The organism is Pseudomonas cavernae, assembly GCF_003595175.1.
Lineage (GTDB): Bacteria > Pseudomonadota > Gammaproteobacteria > Pseudomonadales > Pseudomonadaceae > Aquipseudomonas > Aquipseudomonas cavernae.
In genome coordinates, this window is record NZ_CP032419.1 from 2,987,990 (window position 1) to 3,012,906 (window position 24,917).

General features: G+C 61.7%; 22 protein-coding genes. 3 read left to right on the forward strand and 19 right to left on the reverse strand.

Annotated features, from left to right (window positions below; genetic code table 11):
• Positions 1-109: 109 nt before the first annotated feature.
• Positions 110-574, reverse strand: coding sequence for a DUF3859 domain-containing protein (locus tag D3880_RS13585; protein WP_119893978.1), 465 nt, complete (start codon positions 572-574; stop codon positions 110-112).
• A 63-nt stretch (positions 575-637) separates the two neighbouring features.
• Complete coding sequence (locus tag D3880_RS13590; protein WP_119893979.1) at positions 638-1,666, reverse strand: amidohydrolase family protein; 1,029 nt, start codon at positions 1,664-1,666, stop codon at positions 638-640.
• A gap of 521 nt (positions 1,667-2,187) precedes the next feature.
• Between D3880_RS13590 and D3880_RS13595 the strand changes: the two genes are divergently transcribed.
• Positions 2,188-3,048, forward strand: a complete 861-nt coding sequence (locus D3880_RS13595; RefSeq protein ID WP_119893980.1) for a pirin family protein — start codon at positions 2,188-2,190, stop codon at positions 3,046-3,048.
• A 130-nt stretch (positions 3,049-3,178) separates the two neighbouring features.
• Here D3880_RS13595 and D3880_RS13600 read toward each other — a convergent pair whose 3' ends face one another.
• The 5 genes from D3880_RS13600 to D3880_RS13620 form a co-directional block, all read right to left on the reverse strand.
• On the reverse strand, positions 3,179-3,907 hold the full coding sequence (locus D3880_RS13600) for a dienelactone hydrolase family protein (RefSeq protein WP_119893981.1): 729 nt from the start codon (positions 3,905-3,907) through the stop codon (positions 3,179-3,181).
• Between the two features lie 187 nt (positions 3,908-4,094).
• Positions 4,095-5,999: a molecular chaperone HtpG gene (gene htpG / locus D3880_RS13605; protein ID WP_119893982.1), complete on the reverse strand. Its 1,905-nt coding sequence runs from the start codon at positions 5,997-5,999 to the stop codon at positions 4,095-4,097.
• A 379-nt stretch (positions 6,000-6,378) separates the two neighbouring features.
• Positions 6,379-7,623, reverse strand: a complete 1,245-nt coding sequence (locus D3880_RS13610) for an MFS transporter (protein WP_119893983.1) — start codon at positions 7,621-7,623, stop codon at positions 6,379-6,381.
• A 47-nt stretch (positions 7,624-7,670) separates the two neighbouring features.
• Positions 7,671-8,114 (reverse strand): PaaI family thioesterase, encoded by a 444-nt coding sequence (locus tag D3880_RS13615; protein ID WP_119893984.1) that lies wholly within the window; start codon positions 8,112-8,114, stop codon positions 7,671-7,673.
• Positions 8,111-8,575 carry a PaaI family thioesterase gene (locus tag D3880_RS13620; RefSeq protein ID WP_119895742.1) on the reverse strand — a complete coding sequence of 155 codons (465 nt, stop codon included), beginning with the start codon at positions 8,573-8,575 and terminating at the stop codon, positions 8,111-8,113. The genes D3880_RS13615 and D3880_RS13620 overlap by 4 nt, the downstream gene beginning before the upstream one ends.
• A gap of 196 nt (positions 8,576-8,771) precedes the next feature.
• On the opposite strand from D3880_RS13620, the gene D3880_RS13625 reads away from it, so the two are divergent.
• A complete protein-coding gene (locus D3880_RS13625; RefSeq protein ID WP_119893985.1) occupies positions 8,772-8,981 on the forward strand; it encodes a hypothetical protein in 210 nt (69 codons plus the stop codon).
• Between the two features lie 66 nt (positions 8,982-9,047).
• Here D3880_RS13625 and D3880_RS13630 read toward each other — a convergent pair whose 3' ends face one another.
• The 12 genes from D3880_RS13630 to sdhC form a co-directional block, all read right to left on the reverse strand.
• Complete coding sequence (locus D3880_RS13630) at positions 9,048-9,458, reverse strand: MAPEG family protein (RefSeq protein ID WP_119893986.1); 411 nt, start codon at positions 9,456-9,458, stop codon at positions 9,048-9,050.
• Complete coding sequence (locus D3880_RS13635; RefSeq protein WP_119893987.1) at positions 9,455-10,189, reverse strand: DUF599 domain-containing protein; 735 nt, start codon at positions 10,187-10,189, stop codon at positions 9,455-9,457. The genes D3880_RS13630 and D3880_RS13635 overlap by 4 nt, the downstream gene beginning before the upstream one ends.
• 97 nt (positions 10,190-10,286) lie before the next feature.
• Positions 10,287-11,600 carry a branched-chain amino acid transport system II carrier protein gene (gene brnQ / locus D3880_RS13640; protein WP_119893988.1) on the reverse strand — a complete coding sequence of 438 codons (1,314 nt, stop codon included), beginning with the start codon at positions 11,598-11,600 and terminating at the stop codon, positions 10,287-10,289.
• A 286-nt stretch (positions 11,601-11,886) separates the two neighbouring features.
• Complete coding sequence (gene sucD, locus D3880_RS13645; protein WP_119893989.1) at positions 11,887-12,774, reverse strand: succinate--CoA ligase subunit alpha; 888 nt, start codon at positions 12,772-12,774, stop codon at positions 11,887-11,889.
• Complete coding sequence (sucC, locus tag D3880_RS13650) at positions 12,774-13,940, reverse strand: ADP-forming succinate--CoA ligase subunit beta (protein WP_119893990.1); 1,167 nt, start codon at positions 13,938-13,940, stop codon at positions 12,774-12,776. Before sucC ends, sucD begins: the two co-directional genes overlap by 1 nt.
• A 154-nt stretch (positions 13,941-14,094) precedes the next feature.
• Entirely contained in the window at positions 14,095-15,531 is a 1,437-nt protein-coding gene (gene lpdA, locus D3880_RS13655) for a dihydrolipoyl dehydrogenase (RefSeq protein WP_119893991.1), read from the reverse strand.
• Between the two features lie 66 nt (positions 15,532-15,597).
• Positions 15,598-16,830 carry a 2-oxoglutarate dehydrogenase complex dihydrolipoyllysine-residue succinyltransferase gene (gene odhB, locus D3880_RS13660; protein WP_119893992.1) on the reverse strand — a complete coding sequence of 411 codons (1,233 nt, stop codon included), beginning with the start codon at positions 16,828-16,830 and terminating at the stop codon, positions 15,598-15,600.
• Positions 16,831-16,873: 43 nt separating this feature from the next.
• The gene (locus D3880_RS13665) at positions 16,874-19,705 is read right to left on the reverse strand and encodes a 2-oxoglutarate dehydrogenase E1 component (protein ID WP_119893993.1); all 2,832 of its coding nucleotides are present in this window, start codon (positions 19,703-19,705) and stop codon (positions 16,874-16,876) included.
• A gap of 246 nt (positions 19,706-19,951) precedes the next feature.
• Positions 19,952-20,671, reverse strand: a complete 720-nt coding sequence (locus D3880_RS13670; protein WP_119893994.1) for a succinate dehydrogenase iron-sulfur subunit — start codon at positions 20,669-20,671, stop codon at positions 19,952-19,954.
• Between the two features lie 11 nt (positions 20,672-20,682).
• A complete protein-coding gene (sdhA, locus tag D3880_RS13675; RefSeq protein WP_119893995.1) occupies positions 20,683-22,458 on the reverse strand; it encodes a succinate dehydrogenase flavoprotein subunit in 1,776 nt (591 codons plus the stop codon).
• 3 nt (positions 22,459-22,461) lie between these two features.
• Positions 22,462-22,830: a succinate dehydrogenase, hydrophobic membrane anchor protein gene (gene sdhD / locus D3880_RS13680; RefSeq protein WP_119893996.1), complete on the reverse strand. Its 369-nt coding sequence runs from the start codon at positions 22,828-22,830 to the stop codon at positions 22,462-22,464.
• Positions 22,824-23,210 (reverse strand): succinate dehydrogenase, cytochrome b556 subunit, encoded by a 387-nt coding sequence (gene sdhC, locus D3880_RS13685; RefSeq protein WP_177412174.1) that lies wholly within the window; start codon positions 23,208-23,210, stop codon positions 22,824-22,826. Before sdhC ends, sdhD begins: the two co-directional genes overlap by 7 nt.
• Positions 23,211-23,560: 350 nt before the next feature.
• On the opposite strand from sdhC, the gene gltA reads away from it, so the two are divergent.
• Positions 23,561-24,850, forward strand: a complete 1,290-nt coding sequence (gene gltA / locus D3880_RS13690; RefSeq protein WP_119893998.1) for a citrate synthase — start codon at positions 23,561-23,563, stop codon at positions 24,848-24,850.
• Positions 24,851-24,917 lie beyond the last annotated feature (67 nt).

The window sequence follows — 24,917 nt, forward strand, 5'->3', positions numbered from 1 at the left end:
CATCGGCAGAGTTCGGGTCTGGTGCCATCGGTCGGCCGTAGGGTGGATGTCGCCTTTTACATCCACCGGCACTGGGTGGAAAACGCTGCACGGTTTTCCACCCTACAGTTCAACGCACGGTAAAACGTTGCTCGGCCAGCTTGCGGTCGCCCTGGAACACCAGGAAGTGCCATTCGCCGGGCACCAGTTCATAGGGCTCGCTGAACTCGAAGGCCATCACGTCCTGCGGCGCGCCGGGTGCCAGTTTCTGCTCCACCACGAACTTGTCATGCCGTACGCCATCTGCACCGGTCACGCCTGGAGTCAGGTACAGCTGGGTCAGCGGCGTGTCGTCGACACGCTTGCCGGCGAGGCTGAAGCGCAGGCCGAACTTGGTGCCGAGCTGGGCGGGAATTTCCTCGGTGCGCTCGATCTGCTGGTTGCTGCGGGTCAGCACGCGCTCGCCGGGCTGCAGGTTCTGCGCCTGGCTGAGGAAGATCCCGTGTTCGACCGGCCCCTCGACTCGCACCTCGGCCTGAGCCAGGCCAGTCAGCAACAGCAGTGCGGCCAGCGCACTCAAACGGGTGTATTGCATCTCACGCTCCTTGATTGGGATGGCGCGAGGCTATGACACCGGCGTGACAGACTGATGACAACCCTAGTGCAGGCCCTGCTCGCGCACCTTACGCGGCAGTACGGCGAGAAAGTTGTCACGCGCGACCTTGCGCGCCACCGCATCCGGCAAGGCATCGAGGAAGGGGTCGAAGCCGTGCATCAGCTTGCCCAGGCTGTCGAAGCGACCGACTACATCGGAACCGAGCATGAAGCGCTCGGGATGCCGGCTGACCAGCTTCACCCAAGCCGGGTCCGGCTTACCCTGCTCGTCAAGCAGATAGGGCTGCAGCAGCGACCAGGACAGGTCGATGTACAGGTTCGGGTAGGCGTCGAGCAGGCGCTCGAGGCTCGGCAGGAGGAACTCCAGCTTGGTCTGATGCCGATGGATTTCCATGCTGGTGCCGGCATGCGCCCAGATGAAGCGCACATGCGGATGATTGCGCAGCGGCTCCTCGACCTCCTGCAGATACAGCGGGTTCTTCTCGCGCTTGGAGGTGATGTTGGCATGCAGCATCACCGGCAGGTCGTGCTCCGCGGCCAGATGGTAGACGCGGACCATTGCCTCATTGTTGGCCCGTGGCGTGCTGCCCTCGATCAGCGAGGTCAGGTCGTCGTGGCGGGTGAACACCTCGCCGATGCCCTGCCATAGGCCGGGGTCGAGTTCGAGCATGCGGCGAATGTGCGCATCGGCATTCTTGTCGCTGGGGTTGAAGCCGCAGAGGAACGGATGAAAGCGCCGGCGCTGCTCGGCCGGCAACCGCTTCAGCGCCGACGCGACGAGCACATCGGTGGCGCTGTACCAATAGGCCGCGGCGTCGTCACCGGCGTAATAGCGCGGGCGTTTGGGCTCGTCTTCGTGCCATTTCTTCGCCACCGGGATGCCGGAAATCATCACATGCTCGATGAGATTGGCATCCATCGCCGCCAGCAACGCCGGCATGCCGGCGCTTTCCTGGAAGAAGTCGACATAGTGCAGATGCGCATCGCTGTAGCGGTAGTCGCGCGCCAGGGCGGCGAATGTCAGGAACAGCATGGCGAAAGCGAGACAGGGGCGAAAAGCGGACAACGGCATCCTCCTTGGGCGGGTGGCTCGATGCCCAGAGGTAGACTCTCGCCCACCGAATGGGGTTCAGCCGGCATGGATGGTTGAGCAACGAAGCCGAGGGCTATCCTGGCACTTTAGTTTCGAGCCCCCCAATGTCCATTTTCAGCCGCCTGTTGCGCCTCGGCATGGCACTCCTTGCCTGCCGTTGCACAGCAGCGGCCGAACGGCTGACATATCCGCTGCACTATAACGACGTGAATCCGCGAAGTTGTGCGGTTGCTGCGTCTGACCTTGGCGGCGACTAGCCGCTGCAAGCCTCGCAGCTACAAATGGGCGCGCACCTCGGCCTGAGAGCCTGTTTACGATCTCGCGAGCTAGAGCCAGACAAGGCGAAATCGGGCGAAGAAGCGCAGTTTACGCGTTGTAAATGAGCATTCTGAGCCCGATTTCAACGCCGTATGGCCGACGCGCAGCAGATCGTAAACAGGCTCTGAGTGCCTGCCCGGAAGCGGTTATGCTCAACCTCGAACCTGCTGCGGGAGCCGCCCATGTCCAGCCTGATCCTGATCCAACCGCGTGCCGAGGATGTCGAAGGCCAGCCCATCCTGCGCCCATTGCCGTCGGCGCGCTGCCGCAGCGTCGGCCCCTTCGTGTTCTTCGACCACATGCTGGCCACCGACTACGCACCCGGCAGTGGCGTGAATATCCGCCAGCACCCGCATATCGGCCTGTCCACCCTCACCTACCTGTTCGAAGGCGAATTGCTGCACAAGGACAGCCTGGGCTCCGATCAACTGGTGAAACCAGGCGACGTCAGCTGGATGACCGCCGGCCGCGGCGTCGCCCATGTCGAGCGCACCCCAGCCGCACTGCTGCGCAGCGGCTCACGCCTGCATGGCCTGCAGATCTGGCTGGCGCTCCCGGAAGCCGACGAACTGGGCGAGCCGGACTACAGCCATCACCCCGCCGCCAGTCTGCCAAGCAGCGACGCGCTGGGCGTGCAGATCCGCCTGATCGCCGGCCACGGCTTCTGCCTGCAGTCGCCGGTGCCGGTGCGCTCGCCGACGCTCTACGCCGAGCTGTGGCTGGAAACCGGCGCCACTCAGGCAATTCCCGATGAGCATCCAGAACGCGCTCTGTACTTGCTGGAGGGCGAAGCCCTGCTGGACGACGAGCCGCTGCCGCTGCATGCCATGGCCGTGCTACCGCCGGGCGAAACCTTCACCCTCAGCGCCTGCAGCGGCAGCCGCGTGATGATGATCGGCGGCGAACCACTCGGCCCACGGCGGATGAACTGGAACTTCGTCGCCAGCGACCCAGAGCTGATCGAGCAAGCCCGCCAGCGCTGGGCCGCCGGCGACTGGCCGCGGGTGCCGGGGGAAACCGAACGCATCGAGCTGCCGCGCTAGCCGAGCGGCCACGACCGCAGCCCAGTCACAGAAACCTAGAGCGGGTGCAACCCGCCAAGACTGCACGCGGGCTACCCCCGCCCTACCCGGCTCAGCCTGTTGGGCTTCGTCGCAAGCGCCTCAACCCAACCTACGCGAACACCTCGTCCAGCAAGGCCCGCATCGCCGCGAATGCGCGCTTGGCTACCTTCGGGTTGTACTGCATCTTGCCGGGGATATTGACCTGCGGATCGGTGAACGAATGCACCGCGCCGCCATAGCTGGTCAGCTGCCAATCCACCCCGGCGGCGGTCATTTCCGCGATGAAATCCTTCAGCTGCTCGCGCGGCACAAACGGGTCGCCGGCGCCATCCAGCACCAGCACCGAACCCTTGATGTTGCGCGCATCGGCCGGGTTGGCCGTGTCCAGGGTGCCGTGGAAGGACACCGTGGCCTTGAACGGCGCCCCGTCGCGCGCCAGCTCCAGCGCGCAGTAACCACCGAAACAGAAGCCGAAGGCGGCCAGCTTCGCGCCATCCAGCGCCACGCTGGCGCCCTGCGCCTGCAGGGTGCGCAACGCCGCCTGCAGGCGTTTGCGCAGCCGCGCCGCGTCGGGCTTGACCGCCATCATCGCCGCACCGGCCTCGTCGTTGTTCTGCGGACGCACCTTCTGCCCGTAGACATCGGCGATGAAGATCACGTAGTCCGGGCCAGCCAGCTGTTTGGCCATCTCGATGGCACCGGCGCTGACGCCCATCCAGTTCGGTGCCATCAGCAGGCCGGGCCGCAGCCTCTGCACGGACTCGTCATACACCAGTTGACCTTCAAAGACCTGGCCATCGATTTCATAGGGAATAGCGCGATTGACGATCTGGTTCATGGGAGCTCCTCTGCATTGCTGGAAAAGCTGGGCGAGGCCTTAGGCCTGGCGAATACCTCATAGTAGAAGTCGTGCATGGCCCGGTACGCGCGGGCGGATGACCTCCTGCATGGAACTGACTTAGACAGGTTAGGCCCAGAAACGAAAAAGGCCCGTCGAAACGGGCCTTCTTCGGCTAGCTGCACGGTCAGGCGGAGAGTTCCACCAGCAGCTTGTTGAGCCGGCGCACATAGGCGGCCGGATCTTTCAGGCTGTCGCCGGCGGCCAGGGCGGCCTGGTCGAAGAGGATGTGCGACAGCTCGCCGAAACGCTCCTCATCCGGCTCGGCATCCAGCTTCTCGATCAGCGGGTGCGCCGGGTTGAACTCGAAGATCGGCTTCGAGTCCGGCACCTTCTGCCCGCTGGCTTCGAGGATCTGGCGCATTTGCAGGCCGAGATCCTGCTCGCCGATGGCGAGGATCGCTGGCGAATCGGTCAGACGGTGCGACACGCGCACTTCCGCGACTTCCTCACCGAGGGCCGCTTTCAGGCGCTCGACCAGGCCTTCTTTGGCCTTGGCGACTTCTTCCTGGGCCTTCTTGTCCTCTTCCGAGTCCAGCTTGCCGAGGTCGAGATCGCCGCGGGCGACGTCGACGAACTGCTTGCCGTCGAACTCGCTGAGGTAACTCATCAGCCATTCGTCGATGCGATCGGTGAGCAGCAGCACTTCGATGCCTTTCTTGCGGAACACTTCCAGGTGCGGGCTGTTCTTCACCTGCGCGTAGCTCTCGCCGGTCAAGTAGTAGAGCTTGTCCTGGCCCTCTTTCAGGCGGCCGATATAGTCGGCCAGGGCCACGCTCTGCTCGCCGGACTCGTCGCTGGTGGCGGCGAAGCGCAGCAGGCTGGCGATCTTCTCCTTGTTGGCGAAGTCTTCCGCCGGGCCTTCCTTGAGCACCTGGCCGAAGTTGTTCCAGAAGCCCTTGTATTGCTCCGGTTCGTTCTTCGCCAGCTTCTCGAGCATGTCCAGCACGCGCTTGGTCAGCGCCGACTTCATCGAGTCGATCACCGGATCCTTCTGCAGGATCTCGCGGGAAACGTTCAGCGACAGGTCGTTGGAGTCGACCACGCCCTTGATGAAGCGCAGGTACAGCGGCAGGAACTCGTCGGCCTGATCCATGATGAACACGCGCTGCACGTAGAGCTTGAGGCCCTTGGGTGCTTCGCGCTGGTACAGGTCGAACGGCGCGCGGCCCGGCACGTAGAGCAGCGAGCTGTATTCGAGCTTGCCCTCGACCTTGTTGTGGCTCCAGGACAGCGGGTTGTCGAAGTCGTGGGCGACATGCTTGTAGAACTCCTGGTATTCCTCGTCCTTGACCTCGGTGCGCGGCCGCGTCCACAGCGCGCTGGCACGGTTGACGGTTTCCCACTCGGGTTCGGCCGGCTTGTCGGCCTCTTCGCCGTGATGCTCCTTCGGCAGCTCGATGGGCAGGGCGATGTGGTCGGAGTACTTCTTGACGATGTTGCGCAGACGCCAGCCGTCGGCGAACTCTTCTTCGCCGCTCTTCAGGTGCAGGACGATGCGGGTGCCGCGCTCGGCCTTGTCGACGGTGGCAACCTCGAAGCTACCCTCGCCTTGCGACGACCAGTGCACGCCTTCGCTGACCGGGGTGCCGGCGCGACGGCTGAACACGTCGACCTTGTCGGCGACGATGAAGGCCGAATAGAAGCCCACGCCGAACTGGCCGATCAGGTGCGAATCCTTCTTCTGGTCGCCGGTCAGGTGCTTCATGAAATCGGCGGTGCCCGACTTGGCGATGGTGCCGAGGTGGGCGATCACGTCCTCGCGGCTCATGCCGATGCCGTTGTCTTCGAGGCTGACGGTCTTGGCGTCCTTGTCGAAGCTAACGCGGATCTTCAGCGGATCGCCGCCTTCCAGCAGCTCCGGCTTGGCCAGCGCCTCGAAACGCAGCTTGTCGGCGGCGTCGGAGGCGTTGGAGATCAGCTCGCGAAGGAAGATTTCCTTGTTGGAATACAGCGAATGGATCATCAGGTGAAGCAGTTGCTTCACCTCGGTTTGGAAGCCCAGTGTTTCTTTTTGAGTCTCCACACTCATGGTCGTCTAACTCCACTCAGATGGCATAGGCCGCAACTGCGGCGGATGACAAGCAGATGGGGGCAACGACTTGGATTTCAAGTGCTTAGGGTCTGTTGACGTTTCGTTGCGGCCGCGACGGAGCCTGTTTTTGCGCGGAGCTAGGCGCGAGACGCGAAGTTTGGTCGTTCCAAATGAACGTCGAGCAACGACGCGCCGCGCAAAAACAGGCCCATCCCTGCGGGTTGCGCGGCAAATGGCGCCATGCGTCGTTGCGGGACTTGGCAAGGGAACGACCATTCCCTGCGTCCCGCGCCTAGCCTGGCGCCATTTGCCGCAGCAACGCGGTTCGCAACGAAACGTCAACAGACCCTAGCAATCAGCTTGGCAACGAATAGCCTCAGGGCTCGAGCAACTCGATCTGGCTGATCTCGTCCGGGCGCAGGGTGAAGCTGGCCTCCCCCGCCCCGCTCAGATTGCGCTGGATGACGATCTGGCCCTGGGTATCGATGCCCTTGAAGCGCCCTTCGGCCTGGGCGCCGCGCGCGGTCTGCACGCGCATGCTGAGGTTCTGATAGCGGCTGGGGTTGCTTTGCAGGCGCTCCAGACTGAAGCGCAGACGGCGGTCCAGCGGCCGACTGGCGGTCGGGTTGATGGCCTCAGGCATCGACTTACTGGTCGCCTGCTCGCTCGTGACCGGCGCTAGCAGCGGATATTGATCACCCTTGACCCGCCAGCCGCGCGCCGTGCTTTTCTGCAGCAGCAACGGCAGGCGCTGCGGCTGGCCATCGATGCGTGCCTCGACCTGCAGGTCCAAGCTATCGGCCGGCAGATTGACCGGCGGCAAGCTCACTAGCTGCACCGCCCGCGTGGCGAAGCGACGCTGCAGGTAGTCCTCGATCACATAGCTCAGGGTGTCACGCGAGTCGTAGTGGGTATCGACCTTGCCGTCGACATAGCGCAGGCGATCGCTGAACAGCTCGACCCGACCGCTCAGCGTGGTCTTGAACTGCGGCGGCAGGACCAGGTGGAAATCGCCAACCAGCTTGTTCGGCGCCTGCGGCTTGAGGTTCAGGTGCAGGGTGTAGCCGTGGCTCAGGCGGCGCGCCTCGGGCAGTTCCTGCTCCGGCAGCAGCCAGCTGACCTGCACGTCCGGCAGTTGGCCGCGATCCTGCGGCAGTACATCGACCTGCACCGCGCCCTTGACCGGTTGCGGCAGACGGATGCTGATTTCCCGGCGGGCGAAGAAATCCTGGCCCTCACGCAGGCTCAGGGTGCCGTCGATCAGTTCGCCCTGCTGCGGCGCGAACGGCTGGCCGTTGAGCTCACCGCGCAACTGGATCGCCAGCTCTGCCGGGGCCTGGACTTCCGGTTTCAGCCAGTTGAGGCTGAGGATCGCCGCCAGTCGCTGCGAGTCGTGGCTGGCCAGCAGGGTCAAACCGACCACCAGTGGGATACAGCCCAGGCCAGCGAGCACCACCGCCTTGCGCGCCGTCCGCCAGTGCCGCAGCACATAGGCCAGGGTCAGCGGCGGCAACAGGCTGCCCAGGCCCCACAGCAGGCTGGTACCGAAAGCCAGCATGACCAGCCAGACCAGGCCGGTGAGGATCAACAGCAAACCGCCGAGGATCAGCAGCGCATCCATTCGGTATTCCTTGTGCGTGAACCGGCCTGTTCAGCGTCCTGCGCGGATCAAGGCTCATCGACCTTGAAGTGCGCGCGCGCGGTGGCGATTGGCTCGGTTTGGTTGGTCTGCCAGGCGGTAATCGCCACGTTGGCGACCCGACGACCTTGTCGCCACACCTGGCACTGGGCGTAGGTGTCACGATAATGACCGGCGCGCAGGTAATCTATCGAGAAGTCGATGATTTTCGGCAAATGTGGAATGCCCATGAACATCAGCAGATGGAGCATGGCCGAGTGCTCCATGAAACCGGCGATCACCCCACCATGAATGGCCGGCAACATCGGGTTGCCGATGCTGTCCTTGCTGGCCGGCAGGCGGAACACCATGTCGTCGCCGAGGCGCAGGCACTCGATACCCAGCAGTTTGGCGTAGGGAATCAGGCTCAGCAGGCCATCGTAATCGTTCTTCTCGTGGGCTTCTGCCACCAGCTTGTTGAGGTTCAGGGTCATTGCGCGCCCTCCTTGCCGGCCACACCGCTGGCCACCGTCTTGCCCATGCGCATGAAAGTGCCCACCACGTGGGCGATCGGCTGGCTGGGGTCGTCCTGATAGGCATAGCCACGGGTGAAGATGATGTTCGGGGTGACCCGATAGCACTCGGCGAAGCCGTAAACATCCTTGTTCGGCTCGGCCGGATGCATGTAGTCGATGCGCAGGTCGAGGGTCGGGCAGACCTCGAAATCCGGCAGGACGCAGACGGTGGAGATGCCGCAGGTAGTGTCCATCAGGGTGGTGATGGCGCCACCATGGATCACCCCGGTTTCCGGATTGCCGATGATCTGCGTGCTGTATGGCAGGCGCAGGATCAGGCCCTTGGTATCGGCGCTGTGCACTGTCATGCCGAGGACCTGACAGTGTCGCAAAACGCTTAAGAAGCGCTGTGCGCGCTCGAAAATGGGGTTTCCCGTCATGACTGCAACCTTGGAAAGGAACATGGCAAAGAGCCGAATCATACCCTGCCCCGGCCTGCCCTTCAGCTTCCAGCCGCGCTGGAGGCTGCCGCCACCTCGCAATCAGAGAAATTCTGGCTGAGCCGCATGGAACTTAAGGTAAAACATAAAGTTCAAAGTGCTATCAACGAGGAAAGCCACACTTGGAGGCTCAAAGATGAAAAACACCCTGTCCCTTGCCCTGCTCCTGGCCGCCAGCCTTGGTCTTGCCGCCTGCGACAAGAAGGAGGAAGACAAAGCCCAGGTCCCAGCTGCTCCGGCAACTGAAACCCAACCGAGCGCCCCAGCTGCTCCGGAGACCACTGCTCCGCAGCCGAGCGAAGCCGCTCCGGCCGCACCGGCAGAGCAACCCGAGGAAGGCCAATAAGCTTGATTGCCTCCTGAAAGCACAAGGCCCGCATTTGCGGGCCTTGTCGTTATGGTGATGGGCTAATCAGACACTGACCAACGCCCAGCGGATAGCCGGGCTCAGCATTAGCAGCAGACAGCAAAGCAGCCCGACTCCCCACACCAGGCTGCGCTGCAAGTGCCAGTCCGCCCAATACAACAGCAGATACAACACCCGCGAAAGTACGAACAGCACCGCCAAGACGTCCACCCACCAACCGAACACGTCAGCGCTATGTGCCATCAGAACCCCGGCGGCGAACAAGGGGAAAATCTCGATACTGTTCAGATGCGCCGCGTGGGCACGAGCGCCGAAACCGGTCAGGCGGGCTTGCTGGGCCCGCGGGTGATGGTTGTCGTAACCCCGTCCCTCGGCCTTCATCGCCTTGGCCACGGGGATCTTGGCCACATAGATCAACAGTGCGGCAATCAACACACACCAGAACGGGATGCTCATTCGTTTTTATCCTTGAGCGGCTCCACGGCCAGGGTCTGGGTATACACCATCACGTCCAGCACCGCGGAATGGAATTCGCGCCGATACAGCACCAGCAGGACGCCCGTGGTGACCAACATGAACAGCCAGGGATTGATGAACCAGGCGAGCACCGCCATGCCGAAATAATAGGAGCGCAGGCCCAGGTTGAACTGGTTGGCGGCCATCGAGATCACCCGTGCTGCGCGCTCGGAAAAGGCCTTGCGCTCCAGCTCGCTGACGTGTCGTTCACCTACCATCGGCGCCGAACCGATCAATACGGCGGCGAAGTTGTACTGGCGCATGCACCAGCTGAAGGTGAAGAAGGCATAGACGAACACCACCGCCAGGCCCAGCAGCTTGATTTCCGACATGCCACGACTGACCGGCTGCACCAGCGGCAGATCGGCCAGCAGCGACACCGCGCGATCCGAGGCGCCCAGCACGGTGAGAATGCCGGCGAGAATGATCAGGGTACTGGAGGCGAAGAACGAGGCGTTGCGCTCGAGATTGCCGATCACGCTGGCATCGGCGATGCGGTTGTCGCGCAGCAGCAGGCGGCGCATCCAGTCCTCGCGGTACAGATGCAGGACGCTAGCCAGGCAAGCCGTGTCGCGGCCCTTCCACAGCGCATAGCGGTTATAGCCAACCCAACAGATCAAGAACCACAGCGCCGCAAGCAGATTCGCCAGGTCGTCATCGATGCTGAACATACAAACTCCTTGTATATGCCCGGCGATTATAGCCAGCCGCAACTTCCAGCCGCGCAACAAAAAGCCGCCCGAAGGCGGCCTTTGGCAGGAGAAGCGATCACGTCATGACTTCGCGCGGTTCGCCCAGCAGACGGTCGTAGATGCTCGCCATGGCCAGAGTCGCCACCGCCGGCAGCAGCCAGGCCAGGCCCTGCTCGGCTAGCGGCAAGTGGGTCAGCCAAGTCGGCAGCCAGTGTGCCAGCTCGGCCACCTTGACGGCATCAATCACCCCGAACAACAGCGACACCAGCATCACCGGCACGACGATGCGGCTCGGCGAATACCACAGGCTCCAGCAGAAACTCAGCGCCACCAGCACGATGCAAGGCGGATAGATGGCCGTCAGCACCGGCACCGAGACATGGATCAGCTTAGTCAGGCCCAGATTGGAAACCAGCAGCGAGAAGCCGGCGAGGATCACCACCAGGCTACGATAAGACAGCGGCAACAGGCGGCTGAAGAACTCGGCGCAGGCGCAGGTCAAACCGACGGCGGTGACCAAGCAGGCCAGCGAGATCAACACCGCGAGGAAGCCACTGCCCAGCGCACCGAAGGTGTGCTGCACGTAGGCATGCAGGACAGCGGCACCATTGCTCGTCTCGGCGGCAATCGCATGGCTGCCGGCACCGAGACGGAACAGGCTGATGTACACCAGCGCCAGGCCGACACCGGCGATCAGCCCGGCGATGATCGCGTAACGCGTAATCAGCCGTGGCGACTCGACGCCACGGGAGCGGATCGCATTGACGATGACGATGCCAAACACCAGCGCGCCCAAGGTATCCATGGTCAGGTAGCCATTGATGAAACCCTGGGAGAACGGAGCGGCCTGATAGACCGGTGTGGCGTCGCCAATCGTGCCCAGTGGCAGCATGAACGCCGCGATGCCGAGCACCGCCAGGGCGGCTATCTTCATCGGCGCCAACACCCGGCCGACGGTATCCAGCAGGCGCCCCGGGTAGAGCGAGACCGCCAGCACCACGAGGAAATACACCAGGCTGTAGGCGAATAGTGCCAGCGGGGTATTCCCGGTCAGTGGCGCCAGGCCCACCTCAAAGGACACCGTGGCCGTCCGCGGCGTGGCGAACAACGGGCCCACCGACAGGTAACAGACCACCGCCAGCACCATGCCGGCGGTCTTGCCGATGGGACTGCTGAGTGCATCCATGGCGCCACCGACCTTGGCCAGGGCGATCACGGTGATCACCGGCAGGCCGACGGCGGTGATCAGAAATCCGAGCGCGGCGAGCCACACATGCGGACCGGACTGCAAACCGACTATGGGCGGGAAAATGATGTTGCCGGCCCCGACGAACAGGGCGAACGTCATAAAGCCAAGTGCCAGGATGTCCCGGCCTTTCAAGGAGTTCATCAGAGGAAATACCACATCACTAAAACAGAGTTCGTTGAGGGTTTCCCTAAGGGTCGGGGGAAACGCCATTCGCCCGTTTTGGGGCGAACCAGCTATGTGCACGCCCACCCTTTTGAGGCTGCGACGCAAGATAGTTGCAAGCCTAACGAATTAGGCTCGAAGACGGCATTGACGCAGGTCAGGCTGTCGGTTCGTTGTAACCCACTGTCGCCTGGGCAACAGTTTTCCATCGGGCCAGAAAACACAAAGGCCACCCGTAGGTGGCCTTTGTGGCAATCAGGCAGGCTTAGGCTTGCTTGACTTCCCAGCCGGTCAGCTCGGCCAGGGCCTTGCCGATGTCGGCCAGGGAACGCACGGTTTTCACGCCGGCGTCCTGCAGGGCGGCGAACTTTTCGTCCGCAGTGCCCTTGCCACCGGAGATGATGGCGCCGGCGTGGCCCATGCGCTTGCCTGGAGGGGCAGTCACACCAGCGATGTAGGACACCACCGGCTTGGTCACGTTGGCCTTGATGTAGGCCGCGGCTTCTTCCTCGGCGGAACCGCCGATCTCACCGATCATCACGATGGCTTCGGTCTTCGGGTCTTCCTGGAACAGCTTGAGGATGTCGATGAAGTTGGAGCCCGGGATCGGGTCACCGCCGATGCCCACGCAGGTGGACTGGCCGAAGCCGGCATCGGTGGTCTGCTTCACGGCTTCATAGGTCAGAGTGCCGGAACGCGACACGATGCCTACCTTGCCCGGCAGGTGTATGTGACCCGGCATGATGCCGATCTTGCACTCGCCAGGAGTGATCACGCCCGGGCAGTTCGGGCCGATCAGGCGTACTCCCAGTTCGTCGCACTTGACCTTGGCTTCCAGCATGTCGATGGTCGGGATGCCTTCGGTGATGCAGACGATCAGCTTGATGCCGCCAAATGCCGCTTCGAGGATGGAATCCTTGCAGAACGGAGCCGGAACGTAGATCACCGAAGCGTCGGCGCCAGTGGCTTCAACGGCTTCCTTGACGGTGTTGAACACCGGCAGGCCCAGGTGGGTGGTGCCGCCTTTGCCCGGAGTCACGCCGCCAACCATCTTGGTGCCGTAGGCGATGGCTTGTTCGGAGTGGAAAGTACCCTGCGAGCCGGTGAAGCCCTGGCAGATGACTTTGGTGTCTTTATTGATCAGGACGCTCATTACTTGCCCTCCGCAGCTTTAACGACTTGCTGAGCAGCGTCGGTCAGGCTGGTCGCCGCGATGATGTTCAGACCGCTGTCGGCCAGGACTTTAGCGCCGAGATCGGCGTTGTTGCCTTCCAGACGGACGACAACCGGAATCTTCACGCCGACTTCTTTGACGGCACCGATGATGCCTTCGGCGATCATGTCGCAGCGGACGATGCCGCCGAAGATGTTCACCAGAACGGCCGCGACGTTGCTGTCGGAGAGAATGATCTTGAACGCTTCGGTCACGCGCTCTTTGGTCGCGCCGCCGCCAACATCAAGGAAGTTGGCCGGCTTGCCACCGTGCAGGTTAACGATGTCCATGGTGCCCATGGCCAGACCGGCGCCGTTGACCATGCAGCCGATGTTGCCTTCCAGGGCGACGTAGTTCAGTTCCCACTTCTGCGCATGGGCTTCACGAGCATCGTCCTGCGACGGGTCGTGCATGGCGCGCAGCTTGGGCTGACGGTACATGGCGTTGCTGTCGATGTTGATCTTGGCGTCCAGGCAATGCAGGTTGCCGTCGGCCTTGATTACCAGCGGGTTGACTTCCAGCAGGGCCAGATCGTAGTCCTGGAACAGCTTGGCCAGGCCGACGAAGATGTGGGTGAACTGCTTGATCTGGTCGCCCTGCAGGCCCAGCTGGAAAGCCAGGTCGCGGCCCTGGTACGGCTGCGCGCCGACCAGCGGATCGACGGTGGCCTTGAGGATCTTCTCGGGAGTCTCGTGGGCGACTTTCTCGATGTCCACGCCACCTTCGGTGGAAGCCATGAACACGATACGGCGGCTGGAACGGTCTACCACGGCGCCCAAGTACAGTTCCTTGGCGATGTCGGTGCAGGACTCGACCAGGATTTTGCTGACCGGCTGACCATTGGCGTCAGTCTGGTAGGTCACCAGGCGTTTGCCCAGCCAGTTGGCAGCGAAGGCCTTGGCGTCTTCTTTGCTCTTGACCAGCTTCACGCCGCCCGCTTTACCGCGGCCACCGGCGTGGACCTGAGCCTTTACGACCCACTCGCTGCCACCGATTTTTTCGCAGGCTGCTGCCGCTTCTTCCGGGGTGTCTACGGCGAAGCCCTTGGAAACGGGCAGGCCGTATTCAGCGAACAGCTGCTTACCCTGATACTCGTGGAGATTCATGCTTGTCTACCGTCTTCGTTAGGTATTGCGCATTTCGGCGCTGCATTTGTTTTGCCGCGCCACCTGTGACTGCAAAGCAGTCCGGCGGGCTTTCCGCGGTGAGCCTTCGAGGAAAGCTCACGACGGGCCACCCACCGTGGTTCTGGGGTTTGCCTTAGCGCTTCTTGCGGTTGGCGATGTGGATGGCGTGGCCATTCACCGCCAGGGCCGCTTCGTGCAGCGCTTCGGACAGAGTCGGGTGCGAGAACACCATCATGCCGAGATCTTCGGCGCTGGTGCCGAACTCCATACCGATCGCGCCCTGCTGAACCAGCTCGGCGGCGCTCGGGCCGATGACATGCACGCCCAGGACGCGGTCGGTCTTGGCATCGGCGATGACCTTGACCAGACCGGCGGTGTCGTTGGCAGCCATAGCGCGGCCGCTGGCGGCGAACGGGAAGGTGCCGACGTTGACTTCAACGCCTTCGGCCTTGAGCTGCTGCTCGGTCTTGCCGACCCAAGCGATTTCCGGGTGGGTGTAGATGACCGATGGGATCAGGTCGTAGTTCATCTGCGCCTTGTGGCCGGCGATACGCTCGGCGACCATCACGCCCTCTTCCGAGGCCTTGTGTGCCAGCATCGCGCCACGCACCACGTCACCGATGGCATAGACGCCCGGCACACTGGTCTTGCATTGGTCGTCGACGAAGATGAAGCCACGCTCGTCGAGGGTCACGCCGCTGTCGGCAGCCAGCAGATCGGTGGTCACCGGACGACGACCGACCGAAACGATCAGTTTGTCGAAGACCATCTTCTGCTCGCCTTCGGCGTCAGTGAAGCTGACGGTGACCTGCTTCTTCTTCACTTCACTGCCGGTCACGCGAGCGCCCAGGCGAATGTTCAGACCCTGCTTGGTGAGGATCTTCATCGCTTCCTTGGCGATCTGCTCGTCGGCGGCCGGGAGGAACTTCTCCAGCGCTTCGATTACGGTGACTTCCGCGCCCAGGCGCGACCATACCGAGCCCAGCTCCAGACCGATCACGCCCGCGCCAATCACACCGAGTTTCTTCGGTACTGTCTGGAATTCCAGAGCGCCGGTGGAGTCGACGATGATGTCTTGATCGACCGGAGCCGGCGGGATGTCAACCGGCTTAGAGCCAGAGGCGAGAATCACGTTCTCGGCTTCGACGATCTGGGTTTTGCCGTCCAGACCGGTCACTTCCACCTTCTTGCCGGCCAGCAGTTTGCCGTGGCCTTCCAGCAGGGTGACGCCATTGGCCTTGAACAGGCCGGCGACGCCACCGGTGAGATTCTTGATGATGCCGTTCTTGCGCGCGACCATGGCCGGCACGTCGATGGTTACGCCCTTGGCCTCGATGCCATGGACTTTGAAGCCTTCGTGGGCCTCATGGTACTTGTAGGAGCTGTCCAGCAGCGCCTTGGACGGAATGCAGCCCACATTCAGGCAGGTACCACCAAGGGCGATTTTACCGTCCTTGTCCTGATACTTCTCGATACAGGCGGTCTTCAGACCGAGCTGAGCGGCCTTGATGGCGGCCACGTAGCCCCCCGGGCCAGCGCCAATCACTACCACGTCAAATTTCTGGGTCATAACTCATTCCTTCTCGGATAAAACCGGGCGGCCCCTCGTGAGGACCGCCTTTGTGCAGCTGACGGATCAGATGTCCAGCAGCAGACGGGCCGGATCTTCCAGCAGATCCTTCATGGTGATCAGGAAAGTGACCGCCTCCTTGCCGTCGATCAGACGGTGATCGTAGGACAGCGCCAAGTACATCATCGGCAGGATCACCACCTGGCCGTTCACCGCCATCGGGCGTTCCTGGATCTTGTGCATGCCGAGGATCGCGGTCTGCGGCGGGTTGACGATCGGAGTCGACAGCAGCGAACCGAACACACCACCGTTGGAGATGGTGAAGGTACCGCCGGTCATGTCCTCGATAGTCAGCTTGCCTTCTTTGGCCTTCTTGCCGAACGCGCCGATGCCCCCTTCGATCTCCGCCAGACTCATGTGCTCGGCGTTGCGCAGGACCGGCACCACCAGGCCGCGGTCACTGGATACGGCGACGCCGATATCCTGGTAACCGTGGTAGACGATGTCGCCACCATCGATCGAGGCATTGACGCCCGGCTGGCGCTTCAGCGCCTCCACAGCAGCCTTGACGAAGAAGGACATGAAGCCCAGACGCACACCGTTGTGGGCCTTCTCGAACAAGTCTTTGTACTTGTTGCGCAGATCCATGATCGGCTTCATGTTGACCTCGTTGAAGGTGGTCAACATGGCCATGGAGGACTGCGCCTCAACCAGACGCTCGGCCACTTTGGCCCGCAGACGGGTCATTGGCACGCGCTTCTCGACGCGATCGCCGGCAGCAAATACCGGTGCAGCGGCAGCCGGCGCAGCCGGTTTGGCCACGGGAGCAGCGGCAGCCGGTGCGGATTTCTTGGCTTCAACGGCGGCGACCACGTCTTCCTTGGTCACCCGGCCGCCTTTGCCGGTCCCGGCGATGCTGTTCGGGTCGATGCCATTTTCTTCGGCCAGCTTACGCGCGGCCGGAGACAGGATCGCATCTTCACCGGCAGCGGCCGAGGCCGCGACCTGGGCTGCCGGGGCAGCGGCGACAGGCGCGGCAGCCGGAGCTGCAATGGCCGCACCGCCTTCACTCAGCTTGCCCAGCAGTTCGCCGCTGAGCACGGTGTCGCCTTCGTTCTTGACGATCTCGGCAAGCACGCCGTCCGCTTCGGCCAGGACTTCCATGACCACTTTGTCGGTTTCGATATCGACAATCAGTTCATCGCGCTTGACGGCGTCGCCCGGTTTCTTGTGCCAGGTTGCAACGGTACCGTCGGCAACCGACTCTGGGAAAGTTGGGGCTTTGATCTCGATAGCCATTTAATGAGGTTCCTATGTATTCGGTTTCTTCGGCGCGAAGGCGTTAAACAGTAAAGGCATCTTGCAGCAGTTTTTCCTGCTGCTCGGCGTGCATCGAGGCATAGCCGCAAGCCGGAGCGGCCGAGCCTTCGCGGCCGGCGTACTCGAGGAACAGGCTCTTCTTGTGCGCACTGGCGACACGCCGCATATGGTGCTGACTGCAATACCAAGCGCCCTGGTTCATCGGCTCTTCCTGGCACCAGACGATGTGCTTGAGGTTCTTGTACTGAGCAAGAACCTCGGCCAGGTCGTCTTCCGGGAACGGATAGAGCTGTTCGAGGCGCACGATGGCGATATCTTCGCGGCCTTCGGCACGGCGTTTCTCCAGCAGGTCGTAGTAGACCTTGCCGCTGCACAGGACCAGGCGCTCGACCTTCTTCGGATCGATCGGATCGATCTCGTTGATGACGGTCTGGAAGGAGCCCTCAGCCAGATCTTCCAGAGTCGAGATGGCCAGCTTGTGGCGCAGCAGCGACTTCGGCGTCAACACCACCAGCGGCTTACGCAACGGGCGGATCACCTGACGGCGCAACAGATGGTAGATCTGTGCCGGCGTGGTCGGTACGCAGACCTGGATGTTGTGCTCGGCGCACAGCTGCAGGTAGCGCTCCAGGCGTGCGGAGGAATGCTCCGGCCCCTGCCCTTCATAGCCGTGCGGCAGCAGCATGGTCAGACCGCAGAGACGCCCCCACTTGTGTTCACCGCTGGTGATGAACTGGTCGACCACCACCTGGGCACCGTTGGCGAAGTCACCGAACTGGGCTTCCCAGATCACCAGCGCGTTCGGCGTGGTGGTCGAGTAGCCGTATTCGAAAGCCAGCACGGCCTCTTCCGAAAGGAAAGAGTCGTACAGGTCGAAGCTCGGCTGGCCGTCATACAGATGCTGCAGCGGCAGGTGGGTGCCGGCGTCCTTCTGATTGTGCAGCGCCGCATGGCGGTGCGAGAAGGTGCCGCGACCAACATCCTGGCCGGTAATACGCACCGGGTGGCCTTCGAACAGCAGGGTGGCGTAGGCCATGGTCTCGGCGTAGCCCCAGTTGATCGGCAGCGCACCGGCGCCCATCTTCTGGCGGTCTTCGAGGATCTTCGAGACCTGGCGCTGGACAACGAAGCCTTCCGGAATCTCCAGCAGTTTGGCGGACAGGTCCTGCAGGGTCTTCAGTTCGAAACGGGTGTCGTGGCGGGCGGTCCAGGCATGCCCCAGATACGGACGCCAGTCGACGAACAGCTCCTTGTTCGGCTCTTTGACCAGGCTCTTGACCACGTGCTGACCGTTGTCCAACGCCGTGCGGTAGTCGTCGATCTTCGCCTGCACCTTGCCATTGTCGAGGACGCTGGTGTGCATCAGGGCATCGGCATACAGCTCGCGAGTGGTGCGCTGTTTGGCTATCTGCTGATACATCAGCGGCTGGGTACCGCTTGGCTCGTCGGCCTCGTTGTGGCCGCGACGGCGGTAGCAGACCAAATCGATCACCACGTCACGTTTGTACTGCATGCGGTAGTCGACGGCCAACTGGGTAACGAACAGCACGGCTTCCGGATCGTCGCCGTTCACGTGGAAAATCGGCGCCTGAATCATCTTCGCCACGTCGGTAGCGTACTCGGTGGAGCGCGAGTCTTCCGGACGACTGGTGGTGAAACCGACCTGGTTGTTGATGACGATGTGGATGGTGCCGCCAGTCTTGTAGCCGCGGGTTTGCGACATCTGGAAGGTTTCCATCACCACGCCCTGGCCGGCGAAAGCCGCATCGCCATGGAGGGAAATCGGCAGAACCTTGTCGCCGTTCTGGTCCTGGCGACGATCCTGACGGGCACGCACGGAACCTTCGACCACTGGAGAGACGATCTCCAGGTGCGACGGGTTGAACGCCAGCGCCAGGTGCACTTCGCCGCCCGGAGTCATGACGTTGGAAGAGAAGCCCTGGTGATATTTCACATCACCGGAGCTGAGGCCTTCGACCTTCTTGCCCTCGAACTCGTCGAACAGGTCGCGCGGGTTCTTGCCGAAGGTGTTGACCAGTACGTTCAGACGGCCGCGGTGGGCCATGCCGATGACGATCTCCTGGGTGCCGTAGGAGCCGGAGCGCTGAATGATCTCGTCCAGCAACGGAATCAGGCTCTCACCACCTTCCAGACCGAAACGCTTGGTGCCCGGGTACTTGGTACCAAGGTACTTCTCCAGGCCTTCGGCAGCGGTCAGACGTTCGAGCAGATGGCTCTGCACTTCCGCGGAGAAGGCCGGACGACCACGCACGCTTTCCAGACGCTGCTGGAACCACTTGCGCTGTTCGGAATCGACGATGTGGGTGAACTCGGCGCCGATGGTGCGGCAGTAGGTCTGCTGCAGGGCTTGGTAAATCTCGCGCAGAGTCGCCTCTTCCTTGCCGATGTAGAGTTCACCGGTACGGAAGGTGGTATCGAGATCGGCGTCGGTCAGGCCGTAGTGATTGATCGACAGGTCGGCCGGCGCCGGACGCTGCCAGAGACCGAGAGGATCGAGTTGGGATGCTTGATGACCGCGCATGCGGTAAGCCTGAATCAGGCGCAGGACTTCTACCTGCTTCTTCTCATGCTCAGAGCTGACTGTCCCGGCGGAAACCGGCTGAGCGCGACGCTGGTTTTTGGCCAGCAAGACGAAGTGATCGCGGATCGTGGAGTGCGAAACATCGTTCGCGACATTGCCGTCGGCGGGCAGCTTTTGGAAGTAAGTGCGCCACTCTTCTGGCACAGCGTTGGGATCGTGCAGGTAGAGCTCGTACAGCTCTTCCACATATGCAGCATTGCCACCGGATAGGTGGGCGCTGTTCCACATGCGCTGCATCACGCTTTCTTGCATGCTTGGTCACCCTCGGTAAGGGGCCACCACCGGCGTGGAAACCGCATCGGCTTTATAAGTCCTCGAATAGCGACTTGGGTAAAGCCACTTCGGATCCCGCAGATAGTCCGGGTACCAGCCCGGATGCCCCTGCTGGTCTTCAATTTTTCAAGTAAGGAGCACCGCTTTGTGAGCCATGCTCCGACTAGAACTGCGGCGCCCGAACCATTCCGACGCCGCAGGTGTTACAGGTATTACAACAGCTGATCAGGTACCGCTTTGCAGCAACATGTTGCGAACGTGACCGATTGCCTTGGTCGGGTTGAGACCTTTCGGACAAACGTTCACGCAATTCATGATGCCGCGGCAGCGGAACACGCTGAACGGATCGTCCAGAGCGGCCAGGCGCTCCTCGGTCTTGGTGTCACGACTGTCGGCCAGGAAGCGATAGGCCTGCAGCAGTGCGGCTGGACCGAGGAACTTGTCCGGGTTCCACCAGAAGGACGGGCAGGAAGTCGAACAGCAGGCGCACAGAATGCACTCGTACAGACCGTCCAGCTTCTCGCGTTCTTCCGGAGACTGCAGGCGCTCGATGGCCGGAGCCGGCGTATCGTTCTGCAGATATGGCTGCACCTTCTCGTACTGCTTGTAGAAGATGCTCATGTCGACGACCAGGTCACGGATGATCGGCAGACCAGGCAGCGGGCGGACCACCAGCTTATTGCCCTTCACCACCGACGAGAGCGGGGTGATGCAGGCCAAGCCGTTCTTGCCGCTGATGTTCATGCCGTCGGAACCGCACACGCCTTCACGGCAGGAACGACGGTAGGAGAAGCCTTCGTCCTGTTCCTTGATCAAGGCCAACACGTCCAACACCATCAGATCCTTGCCGTCGATGTCGACTTGGAAGTCCTGCATGAACGGGGCGGCGTCTTGCTCCGGGTTATAGCGATAAACGCTGACTTGCAAAGTTTTGGCTAGCGACATATCGGCCACCCTTAATAAGTACGTATTTTGGGTTCGAACGCCGGAACGGTCTTCGGCGCGAAGTTGACGGCACGCTTGGAGACGCGCTTCTCACCCGGGAAGTACAGGGTGTGGCACAGCCAGTTTTCGTCATCGCGCTCTTCGAAGTCTTCGCGGGCATGCGCGCCACGGGACTCCTTGCGAACCTCCGCAGCGACCGCAGTAGCCTCAGCCACTTCGAGAAGGTTTTGCAGTTCCAGCGCTTCGATACGCGCAGTGTTGAAGGCTTGGCTCTTGTCGGCGATTTTGACGTTGGCGATACGCTCACGCAGATCGGCCAACTGAGCGATACCCTTCTGCATGTATTCGCCGGTACGGAATACACCGAAGTAGTTCTGCATGCAGTTCTGCAGTTCTTTACGCAGCGGCGCAACATCTTCGCCAGTGCTGCGCTCGTTCACACCGGACAGGCGCTTGAGAGAAGCCTCGATGTCGCTCTCGCTGGCACCGCGGGTCTCGACGCCTTCCTTGAGCGCCTTCTCCAGGTGCAGACCGGCTGCACGGCCGAATACCACTAGATCGAGCAGCGAGTTGCCACCCAGACGGTTGGCACCGTGTACCGACACGCACGCCACTTCGCCCACGGCGAACAGGCCTTCGATGATGGTGTCGTTGCCGTTGGCGTCCTGGGTCATGGCCTGGCCATGAATATTGGTGGCCACACCGCCCATCATGTAGTGGCAAGTCGGGATGACCGGAACCGGGGCAACGACCGGGTCGACATGCGCGAAGGTCTTGGACAGCTCGCAGATGCCAGGGAGGCGACTGTGCAGCACTTCCTCACCGAGGTGATCGAGTTTCAACAGCACATGGTCGCCATCCGGACCACAACCGTTGCCGGCGAGGACTTCCTTGACCATGGAACGGGCCACCACGTCACGGCCGGCCAGGTCTTTGGCGTTCGGCGCATAACGCTCCATGAAGCGTTCGCCGTGCTTGTTGATCAAATAGCCACCCTCGCCACGGCAACCTTCGGTCACCAGCACGCCGGCACCGGCGATGCCGGTCGGGTGGAACTGCCACATTTCGATGTCCTGCACCGGCACGCCGGCACGCAGGGCCATACCCACGCCGTCGCCGGTATTGATCAGGGCGTTAGTGGTGGAGGCGTAGATACGGCCGGCACCGCCGGTAGCCAGTACCACGGCCTTAGAGCGGATATAGACGGTTTCACCGGTCTCGATGCAGATGGCGATGATGCCAACGATGGCGCCATCCTGGTTTTTCACCAGATCGACTGCGTACCACTCGTTGAGGAACGAAGTGCCAGCCTTCAGGTTGGCCTGGTACAGGGTGTGCAGCAGGGCGTGACCGGTACGGTCGGCGGCGGCGCAGGTACGGGCGGCCTGAATAGTCGGATTATCCGGGCCTTTGGACTGGCCGCCGAACGGACGCTGGTAGATGCGACCCTGCTCGGTACGAGAGAACGGCAGGCCCATGTGCTCGAGCTCGAATACGGCTTCCGGGCCGACAGAGCACATGTATTCGATAGCGTCCTGGTCACCGATGTAGTCGGAACCCTTAACGGTATCGTACATGTGCCAGCGCCAGTCGTCGTTCGGGTCGGCCGAAGCGATAGCACAGGTGATGCCGCCCTGGGCGGACACGGTATGCGAACGGGTCGGAAATACCTTGGTGACTACCGCAGTCTTGTGGCCGCCCTGAGCCAGCTGCAGGGCCGCGCGCATACCGGCGCCACCACCACCGACGATGATGGCGTCATAGGAAAGAGTACGAATGCTAGACATGGATCAGATACCCCAGAGAATCTGCACGCCCCAGACGAAGAACGCGAACATCGCAATGCCGCAGACCGCCTGGAACAGGAAACGCACAACAGTCGCCCACTTGCCCAGCGCCATCGGCGTCAGGTAGTCGGTGGAGATGGTCCACATGCCGACCCAGGCGTGTGCGCCCAGGGCCACCAGTGCCAGCAGACTGAAGATGCGCATCCAGCCGTGAGCGAACAGCGCGTGCCATTCGGCGTAGCCGAGGCCGGGGTTCACCACGAGGAATCCGATCAGGAAGATGAAATAAGCCGCGAGAACAACCGCCGAAACGCGTTGCGCCATCCAGTCATAGAGACCCGAACGCGAAAGGTTCGTGACATTAGTTACCATACCCACACCCCCGCCAACACGATCAGCACCGCGGAAACGGCGAGAACGATTTGCGAGCCCAGCTTGCCGCCTTCCAGCGTTTCACCGATGCCCATATCCATAATCAGATGGCGAATACCGGCCACCAGGTGATACAGCAGCGCAGACAACAGGCCCCAAATCACCAACTTAGCCAGGGGGCTGGCCAGACACGCTTTCACCTGCTCGAAGCCTTCCTCGGATGCCAGGGACTTATCGAGTGCAAACAGCAGCACAGCGATGCCCAGGAAGAGGATGACACCGGAAATACGGTGCAGGATGGACGTGTAAGCAGTGACTGGGAGTTTGATCGTCCTTAAGTCTAGGTTTACAGGTCTTTGGCTATTCACGGCTTTTTTCACACTGAAGGGCCCCTAACAATCAGGGCAAAGTTGTCGGGAAGTGCACTGGTCAGGTACCCATACCCAGGGAGTGGCGACCGCCAGAATACAGGCGCTAAGGCCCCTAGCAGTCGGGCGCAGAGTATAGACAGTTAGGCTACTAATGACAATGCAATGGCCACCGCCTAAGGGCTGATTGCGCGCCCTATATAAAAGGCGTAAATAGCGGTCCATTTTCTCGAAAAATCGGCCTAAAACCCTTCTGCCGCCTGGGTTTTGCCAAATTGACTTTAGAATTTATCTCTCTATAGTGTTGCGGGCCCTGCGTGGGGGGCAGTCTGGTGATTTCAAGCATAAATAGGAGGCCAAACATGGCTGACAAAAAAGCGCAGTTGATCATCGAGGGCGCAGCCCCCGTCGACCTGCCTGTTCTGACCGGCACCGTTGGTCCCGATGTAATTGACGTGCGGGGCCTGACGGCCACGGGCCGTTTCACATTTGATCCTGGCTTTATGTCGACCGCCTCTTGCGAGTCGAAGATCACCTATATCGACGGCGACAACGGTGTCCTGCTTCACCGTGGCTACCCGATCGAACAACTGGCAGAGAAATCCGACTACCTGGAAACCTGCTATCTGCTGCTGAATGGCGAGCTGCCGACTACCGAACAGAAAGCCAAGTTCGTCAGCACCGTGAAAAACCACACCATGGTCCACGAGCAGCTGAAGTCCTTCTTCAACGGTTTCCGTCGTGACGCCCACCCGATGGCAGTGATGTGTGGCGTCGTCGGCGCGCTGTCGGCTTTCTATCACGACTCCCTGGACATCAATAATCCCAAGCATCGCGAAATCTCCGCGATCCGCCTGGTCGCCAAGATGCCGACCATCGCCGCCATGGTTTACAAGTACTCCATGGGCCAGCCGATGATGTACCCGCGTAACGACCTGAACTACGCGGAAAACTTCCTGCACATGATGTTCAACACCCCGTGCGAGATCAAACCGATCAGCCCGGTGCTGGCCAAGGCCATGGATCGCATCTTCATCCTGCATGCCGACCATGAGCAGAACGCCTCCACTTCCACCGTGCGCCTGGCCGGTTCTTCGGGTGCCAACCCGTTCGCCTGTATCGCCGCGGGTATCGCTGCACTCTGGGGTCCGGCTCATGGCGGCGCCAACGAAGCCGTACTGACCATGCTGGACGAAATCGGCGACGTCTCGAACATCGACAAGTTCATCGCCAAGGCCAAGGACAAGAACGATCCGTTCAAGCTGATGGGTTTCGGTCACCGCGTGTACAAGAACCGCGACCCGCGCGCCACCGTGATGAAGCAGACCTGCGACGAAGTGCTGAGCGAGCTGGGTATCAAGAACGATCCGCAGCTTGAGCTGGCAATGCGTCTGGAAGAGATCGCCCTGACCGATCCGTACTTCAAAGAGCGCAACCTGTACCCGAACGTCGACTTCTACTCGGGCATCATCCTCAAGGCGATCGGCATTCCGACCAGCATGTTCACCGTGATCTTCGCCCTGGCACGCACTGTCGGCTGGATCTCGCACTGGAAGGAAATGCTCTCCAGCCCGTACAAGATTGGCCGTCCGCGCCAGCTGTACACCGGCTACCCGCAGCGCGACCTGCCGCCGCTGGAAGAGCGCAACTAAGCCCTTCGCTTAGCAGCGTCGGACACAAAAAAGGCTGCCTATTTGGCAGCCTTTTTTCGTTTCTGGC